The 7,218-nt window shown below is 48.9% G+C and carries 7 protein-coding genes and 1 pseudogene; 2 read left to right on the top strand and 6 right to left on the bottom strand.

Going from position 1 to position 7,218, the window contains the following annotated elements; translation table 11 throughout:
- Window positions 1-1,118 (bottom strand): retention module-containing protein (locus tag BN1137_RS22475; protein WP_157433764.1); only part of this gene is annotated, 1,118 nt, incomplete at its 3' end.
- A 564-nt stretch (window positions 1,119-1,682) separates the two neighbouring features.
- Here BN1137_RS22475 and BN1137_RS13780 point away from each other — a divergent pair.
- Complete coding sequence (locus BN1137_RS13780; RefSeq protein ID WP_050719165.1) at window positions 1,683-2,894, top strand: NupC/NupG family nucleoside CNT transporter; 1,212 nt, start codon at window positions 1,683-1,685, stop codon at window positions 2,892-2,894.
- 287 nt (window positions 2,895-3,181) lie between these two features.
- Here the strand turns inward: BN1137_RS13780 and BN1137_RS13775 are convergent, their stop codons facing one another.
- Window positions 3,182-3,424 carry a DUF3297 family protein gene (locus BN1137_RS13775; RefSeq protein ID WP_050719164.1) on the bottom strand — a complete coding sequence of 81 codons (243 nt, stop codon included), beginning with the start codon at window positions 3,422-3,424 and terminating at the stop codon, window positions 3,182-3,184.
- A gap of 84 nt (window positions 3,425-3,508) precedes the next feature.
- On the opposite strand from BN1137_RS13775, the pseudogene BN1137_RS13770 reads away from it, so the two are divergent.
- A pseudogene (locus BN1137_RS13770) lies at window positions 3,509-3,673 on the top strand (metal-dependent hydrolase); the annotation flags it as partial.
- A 241-nt stretch (window positions 3,674-3,914) separates the two neighbouring features.
- Here the strand turns inward: BN1137_RS13770 and BN1137_RS22470 are convergent.
- The 4 genes from BN1137_RS22470 to BN1137_RS22040 form a co-directional block, all read right to left on the bottom strand.
- A complete protein-coding gene (locus BN1137_RS22470; protein ID WP_157433762.1) occupies window positions 3,915-4,400 on the bottom strand; it encodes a hypothetical protein in 486 nt (161 codons plus the stop codon).
- An 80-nt stretch (window positions 4,401-4,480) separates the two neighbouring features.
- Window positions 4,481-5,314, bottom strand: a complete 834-nt coding sequence (locus BN1137_RS13765) for a hypothetical protein (protein WP_050719162.1) — start codon at window positions 5,312-5,314, stop codon at window positions 4,481-4,483.
- A gap of 132 nt (window positions 5,315-5,446) precedes the next feature.
- Window positions 5,447-5,782 (bottom strand): hypothetical protein, encoded by a 336-nt coding sequence (locus tag BN1137_RS22465; protein ID WP_157433761.1) that lies wholly within the window; start codon window positions 5,780-5,782, stop codon window positions 5,447-5,449.
- Window positions 5,783-5,858: 76 nt separating this feature from the next.
- Entirely contained in the window at window positions 5,859-6,800 is a 942-nt protein-coding gene (locus BN1137_RS22040; protein WP_083443462.1) for a S1 family peptidase, read from the bottom strand.
- Window positions 6,801-7,218: the final 418 nt, after the last annotated feature.

Here is a 7,218-nt window from a genome sequence, read left to right as displayed (position 1 = left end):
TCATTGGTGCCGGTGATGGAGACGGTGACGCTGTGCTCGGCGGAGCCATCGGCGCTCTTGACCACGAAGGTTTCACTCGGCAGGGTCTCACCCTCTTTGAGGGCCTGCACCAGCGGGTCGTTGTTGTCGAGTTGATAGGTCCAGTTGCCATCGGCATCGATGGTGAAGGTGCCGTGGGCGCCCTTGATGTCGGTCTGGGGCTGGAACACCGCTTCGCCATTGTCGACATCGGTGGCAACCAGCTTGCCGCCGGTGGTGAGGGTCACGTCTTCTTTGACCGCACCCTGGTCAGCGCCCGGAGTGGCAACACCGATGGTGGCGTTGTCATTGGTGCCGGTGATGGTGATGGTGACCGTAGCCGGGGCACTCTGGTTGCCTTTAGGGTCAGTGGCAATATAGGTAAAGGATACTTGTCGAGTTTCTCCCTCTTTCAGAGATTGAAACTCTGCAGGGGAGGTAAATATATAGCTGCCATCGGCATTTAATGTCAGTTGGCCTTGCTCTACATCCGTAATAAGGACATAGCCTTGGGGATTAATACCATCATGATCGGGATCTTGTGCCATGGGCACTTGAGCATAAAGGGTCGGAGTATCTTCTGAAATAATATGCTGCTGGTCAAAAGCGACTGGGTCGTGTTCTCTCTCTCCAGAGATGTACTCGCCCAAGATATCGTCATATCTGATAAATTCTGGCGTCTCATGTTCAGTATCAAACCCGGCATTGGATATAGTCGCGTTATTGGTGCGTTCGGTCACGATAGCGCCCGCATTGCCAGAGGCTATACCCGATACACCGCCACTGGCGGTAGCCTGTGCAATCTCGGTGGGATCCTTGCCGTCCTGGATCGCTTTCTGAATCTCGGCAAGCTCCTGCTGTTCATCGGGCGACAGCGGCTCAATCTCGAGAGCTATGGCGGGTTGGGCCGATGACTCGGATGCATCAGAAATGGGGGCGGGAGGAGTGAGCTCCACGTCTGATTTGGAAACAAGCAATGACCCCTTGGGTATCAAATCCCTTATTTGGACATTCTTTATCGAGCCATCGCTTAACACCAGCCAAGATTTATCTTGAGCCTGGGTAATTTGCATAGGTTGATCGAGCAGGGTTCTGAACATGTGATGTTTTTCCTAATAGACTGAACTATTTATATTTTTGTTATTGATGATTTGATGCTATTAAAGGCGCTCATTATATGAGCTGTCATGTTCGTTCAGATGTAAAATAAAGATTTTTTAAAGATTTAAATGAAAAACGTTTTTCAGGTGACTTGCACTGGATGCCGTGGCTAATACTTTTCTAGTACCAATACTCGATATTGATATTCATTTTCACAAACAGTGGGCCACCTTGCTTTGAATATTGGCTGCCTTGTGGCGGTTATTTTGGAATGGGTTTTGTCAGCGACAAAAAAATTGCTGGGGCGAATCGTTTTACCGCTTTTTATGTGACGTGGATCACTGTACCATCGCCGCCCGACCTGCCAGTCGCCGACTATCCCGCGCGGCTGGCGTCACCGATACTCGCCGTCACCCGGAACGTGAATGACCCCAGGATGGGACCCGCCACTGAACCGTAGGTTTGTGGTTTGTGTGTCGCGTGGTCGGCACGCCCCGCCTGACGTCCTCGCGCCCCCCGTCTGCAGACTTGCCATATGAAACTCCTCTCTTCATAGGTGCAAGATGACACTGTTATTGAGTCTGGTCGGCATGCTGGCCCTGATGTTTATCGCTTGGCTGGCCAGTGAGAACCGCCGCGCCATCCGCTGGCGCACCGTGCTCGGGGCCCTGGCCCTGCAGACCGGTTTCGCCGCCCTGGTGCTCTACTTCCCCCCCGGTCAGCTGCTGCTCGGCGCCATGAGCAACGGCGTCTCCGCCCTGCTCGGTTTTGCCGACAGCGGTATCCGCTTCGTGTTTGGCGATCTGGCAAGCAACGGCTTCATCTTCGCGGTGCGGGTGCTGCCGCTGGTTATCTTCATCAGCGCGTTGATCGCCGTGCTCTACCACTTCGGCATCATGCAGTGGGTGATCCGGGTGCTGGGGGGCGGCATTCACCGCCTGCTCGGCACCAGCCGCGCCGAGTCCCTGGTGGCCACCGGCAACATCTTCCTCTCCCAGGGGGAATCGCCCCTGCTGATCCGCCCCTTCCTGGCGGGCATGACCCGCTCCGAACTCTTTGCGGTGATGACTTGCGGCATGGCCTCGGTGGCGGGCTCGGTGCTCGGCGGTTATGCCGCTCTCGGCGTGGATCTCAAATACCTCATCGCCGCCTCCTTTATGGCGGCGCCCGGTGGCCTCTTGATGGCGAAACTGCTGGTGCCCGAGCAAGAGCGGGTGCGGGAGCAAGACGAGATCACCCTGGACAAGAGCGACTACAGCAACGCCATCGATGCCCTGGCGGGCGGCGCCATGGGGGGCATGAAGATAGCGGTGGCCATCGGCACCATCTTGCTGGCCTTTGTCAGCGTCATCACCATGCTCAACGCTGGTTTTGCCACTGTTGGGGAGTGGTTCGGCTGGCCAGAGCTCTCCTTGCAACTACTGCTGGGCTATTTGTTCGCTCCCGTCGCCTGGCTTATCGGGGTGCCGAGCAGCGAGATGATGGCGGCAGGATCCTTGATTGGCCAGAAGGTCATCATGAACGAGTTCGTCGCCTATCTGGACTTTGCCAGCATCAAGGAGAGCTTGAGCGCCCACACCCAGATCATCATCACCTTCGCCCTGTGCGGCTTCGCGAACCTGGGGTCCATCGCCATCCAGCTCGGCTCCATCGGCACCATGGCGCCGGAGCGCCGCCACGACGTGGCGAACATGGGCCTCAAGGCCGTGCTGGCCGCGACTTTGGCCAACCTGATGAGTGCGACCCTGGCCGGGATCTTCGCCTCGCTGGGCTAGGGCAGAGGACTCTGGTCTAGAGAAGATGTCAGTTCATTAGGCTTGCTAATGTCATTGGAAATTTAATTATAAAAAATGATAAAGCCCCGTCTCGCCGCAAGGCCTGACGGGGCTTTTTATATGGCTGGAGATGGATCCTCGGCCTGATGGCGCAAAGGTCGGATACGGATTGAAGTATCGAATAGGAGCCAAGGCGGCTATCCGTGCACTTTGATGCTGAAAAACAAAACACCGGCGCTGGGCCGGTGTTTGGGATATCGAGCCCTGATCAGGGCGTGGCAACGTATTTAGGCGTAGAAGGCTTCAACGGTGCCCTTGACGGTGATCAGCATGGCATTGCCATAGCGATCCTTGGCCTTGGGGGAGGGGATCTTTACCCAACCTTCGCTGATGCAATACTCCTCGACATTGGTGCGCACCTTGCCGTTGAGGCGAATGCCGATCTCGTGCTCGAAGCACTCCGCCACATGGTGCGGGCTGCGCGGGTTGGCCGCCAGACGGTCGGGCAGTGCAGGTTTGTTGTCGCTCATTTTATAGACCTGAGTTTGATAAAAAGTGGGCCATTGTAGGCAATGCCCGCCGTGGGCTCAAGGTTGGTGGTGAGCCATGCCGCGCGCTTGTTTACTAAATGGCTGGTGATCCAGGTCGTCCCCTTCAAGCTGGAGGCCTACCTGACCGCCCGAGGTGAAGTGGTAATCCTCTCCGAGCGCTATTGGGTCTGGTTACCGGGTGTTGTATTGATGCTGGTTTTGATGGGCTGGCGGGTATGGGGGCGGTAGTGTTGGGATGGGAAAGGGTTGCAGGATATATTGTGGCTGGGCAAAAAATAAAAACTTGGACACCCATCTCTTGTGTTCTGGCTATGCAATGTCTTGCTCAGAAAGATGGGTATCCTGATTTTTTAGTAGCCGCCTGCTCATTCTTTTCTCTAACGTTTGGTTAAGGTGCGGGCTTTAGCCCGTCCCAGTGAGTGAAGCAAACGGTTTGAACCAGTGGTTAGACATTTGTGCTCGTTGCGCGCTATTTTCTGCTAAAGAGGAATCCAGCAACTGCACCAATAACTGCGCCTATGGCGCCGATAGTAAGTTTTTCATACAGACTATTATTCGATTGATTAAGTCTTTCTTGGGTTTCGTTGTTGCTTTTATTCATATTTGAAATATTGTCTGAAACCTTGGAAAGTGTTTCTTCGGAATTTGTTTTTTCAATTATTTTTTCCTGTGCGCTTAATGCATTCTTTGCTGTAGCTTTGTGCGCTTCAAGAACTGAATTCTGGCTTTTGGCGGCGGTTTCTGCTACCGATTTTGTTAGGTCAACGAGATGGGGAGCTAGCGTTGTTATTGCTGCTAATTGGGCCTGCGTGATGGCTCCATCTTGATGAAGATTTATAATTTTTTCTTTATGTTCTAAATATCGCGGATGCTGATCATCTTTTAGTTCTATCTCTGGTATTTCATTATTTTTCAATATCTCGGTAGTGGCATTTTTTTTATTTTCTGTGGTCATGTCGATCTCCTAAGGTATTTGATGAGACAGATGTATAACGCCTCATTCAGCGGCTTGTCCGCTGCAAAGCTTTGCTAGATTCAACCTCTGCCATACAGCACAACATTCATAAGCTCTTTTAATAGAATGGGTATTTCATGTTGAACCCAATGAAGAAAAAGGCCTGACACCATAGCTCCGCCGAACAAGATGAATAGAGTAATGAATATAATGTTGCTCCATGGGGTACAGTATTTTGCGGTTTTTTTAATAATCCATGAGTCAGGGTTTCCAGAAGAAATGCTATTGCCTGCAACTATGATATGCAGCAGTGACATTGTTATTTGCCAAAATGTAAAAATAAGCGCGCACACGCCAAGCAAATGAACAGCAAACCAAAGAAGGTCATCTGTTATAAAATATCGTTTCAGGCCAGACCAACCAGCTTGGTTGATAATTTGCTCAACGTATTGAAAATTGTCTGGAGCATAGAGAGGATTAAAAGCGAGACCTATAGCAATAAAGTACATGATCATGAAGGCTACGACATATAGTAGATAAATAGACCAAGCAATCCCTTTAAATCTACCGATTACCATTGACCGTAGAACAGCCCCGACCCAGATGGAGAGTAAAAAAACCTCTCCATACAATAGCGAAGTTAAAATGGCTGTCCGGAAGAAACCATATAAAGTAAGCCCAACAAAAACAAAAAAGCCACCAAGAAACATAAACACCTCTGTTTCCTGCGGCGTATTCTTTCTTATTTCATAAGAGTAGTGATTTATCGTATTAATACTGACGGTTTTGGTAATACTCGTCCCAACTCCTACATTTTGGGACTCGCTACTAAATACTTTTGATAGCACCAATCCTAAAGCAGCTCCAAAAATTGATGTGGCTATCGCAATATAAATATCTACTTGCTTGCTCATTACGACTTCTAGCAATTTAATCTCCAATCCTTAGGTTACTTGGGAATCTAACGCCGCCAACACGGGCTGAGCGAAGCGAGGTCCAGCCCGCGTTTTTTACGGGCGCTATGCTTGGCTTTTTTAGCACTATTATTACCAGTTAAATTCAGTTGTATTACCACTGGACTTATCTGTGATTTTGAATGACCTATCGGTCAATTCATCAACCTCAAAATATTTTGAGTTCGTGCGACCATAAAGTCCCATATCCCTAAAACCTTTGTAACCGCACTCTTCCCAATACATGCTTATATCAACAGAATCGTACTTTATTGTTAGCTGACATTTAATTATGTCGTCTGATACCTTTGTATTTCCGCCAACTACAGCCGAAATGGTAAAGTCACCTAGGTAGCTACCAGCATTGCGATTATCACTTAGGGTCTTAACTAGCTCGCACAAATAGTGCGTCCCATCTTGAGTATTCATAATACCCCCTGATCAAATTTCCGTGATTTATAAGTGCTAACACCTAAATAAGGTGCGCGGTAGGCGTCACCTGCATTTATTTATTAGTCTCTTGATTGGGTTGCTCTTGAGGAATGAGATACTTCATTTCCTCATCGGACAGGGTTAATGTTATATTTCTATCAGTATCTGCTTTAAATTGACCACGAACCCGCACAAGGCCTAAATCTATACCTTCTAGTATTCCTGAATCACTATTCCCCCAGACTTCTTGAGGAAGTCCTTCAATAGAAATTCGTAGAGCATCCCAGATCAGAGTGACATAAGATGGCCCTCCATCAAAGGATGAAGATACAATACCAACTAAATGACCTGCTTCATTGAAAACAGGGCCTCCACTCATCCCACCTAATGTTTCCATGTCTACTTCAACACATGGAGAAGGCATTCTTTCTCCTCTGCCATGTGGAAAGCAATCTGTCACTAGACCAGATGAGATCAACGGAGATACCAAGGTACTATCTGATTCAAAATCACCATTACGAAACCCCACAGCCCATAATCTGGTTCCAGGCAATGGCAGGCAAAGTTCCATCGGGACAAGAGAAAGAGGGTGCTCTAAATGTGCTTCAGAATTCAAGTCACATGAAACGATCGAAAGATCTGAGACAATCTTTGCCTTCGCATCCCATGGATTGTACCTACTGGGCCCGGAACAAGTTACTGTAGCGGTAGGCAACCATGCACGAGCTTTTTTTTCAGGTAGAAAAGAGAGCAATACTGGTCCTGAACCTGTTCTAGGAAATTCTTCAAAAACATGGGTTGCAGTTAGAACTAGACCGGGTCCTACAATTATTCCACTGCCAATACTTCTCAGTTTTCCATCAATATATCCCGATATAGAGACTATGGCGTCACTTGCTTGATGTAGATTATCAAGTGAACCCAAACCGTCATCAGGAGTAAACTCGGGGCGACCAAATTTTAACTCAATATATTGAAGCTCAATATTTTTTTCTGTGATTAATACGCTATGCACTAGTACCTCATGATATTTACTTCGATGCTAAGTGGGGTGAGACTAACAGTAATTAGATAGAAGGCGGCACTAATCCGATAGCAGAGCCTTCCATATAACTCCGCTCTGCCATGATAGTTGCCATGAAAAAAATCAAACTAAATAAAAATATTACCAGTCTACCTCTGATACTTGAATGTATTCGCTTGACCTCCTTTTTTATGCCTCCATTGCCCCTTTATAAAGAAACAGTTCAGGAGCCGGCTACGGCAAATCCCAGCAAAGCTACCGCCCCTGAGTTTCAGCCCCCAGCATGCTGCTTTTCACCCGCGAGATTGCAATAATCGCTTCCATGACGCTCTCCCCAGAGGTTGATTGTCGTTTGGATATCATAAGGGGCTGGATTGAGACATGGGAAGAGGGTTTTGATAGAAACCGG

The organism is Aeromonas tecta (assembly GCF_000820185.1).
Lineage (GTDB): Bacteria > Pseudomonadota > Gammaproteobacteria > Enterobacterales > Aeromonadaceae > Aeromonas > Aeromonas tecta.
The sequence above is the reverse complement of the archived record's forward strand: the minus strand, read 5'-3'. Positions and strand labels throughout refer to the sequence as shown.

Coding starts and splice junctions, on each gene's coding strand:
- BN1137_RS22470 (WP_157433762.1), bottom strand. CDS start 4,400: ATGACCACAGAAAATAAAAAAAATGCCACTACCGAGATATTGAAAAAT.
- BN1137_RS13780 (WP_050719165.1), top strand. CDS start 1,683: ATGACACTGTTATTGAGTCTGGTCGGCATGCTGGCCCTGATGTTTATC.
- BN1137_RS22465 (WP_157433761.1), bottom strand. CDS start 5,782: ATGAATACTCAAGATGGGACGCACTATTTGTGCGAGCTAGTTAAGACC.
- BN1137_RS13775 (WP_050719164.1), bottom strand. CDS start 3,424: ATGAGCGACAACAAACCTGCACTGCCCGACCGTCTGGCGGCCAACCCG.
- BN1137_RS13765 (WP_050719162.1), bottom strand. CDS start 5,314: ATGAGCAAGCAAGTAGATATTTATATTGCGATAGCCACATCAATTTTT.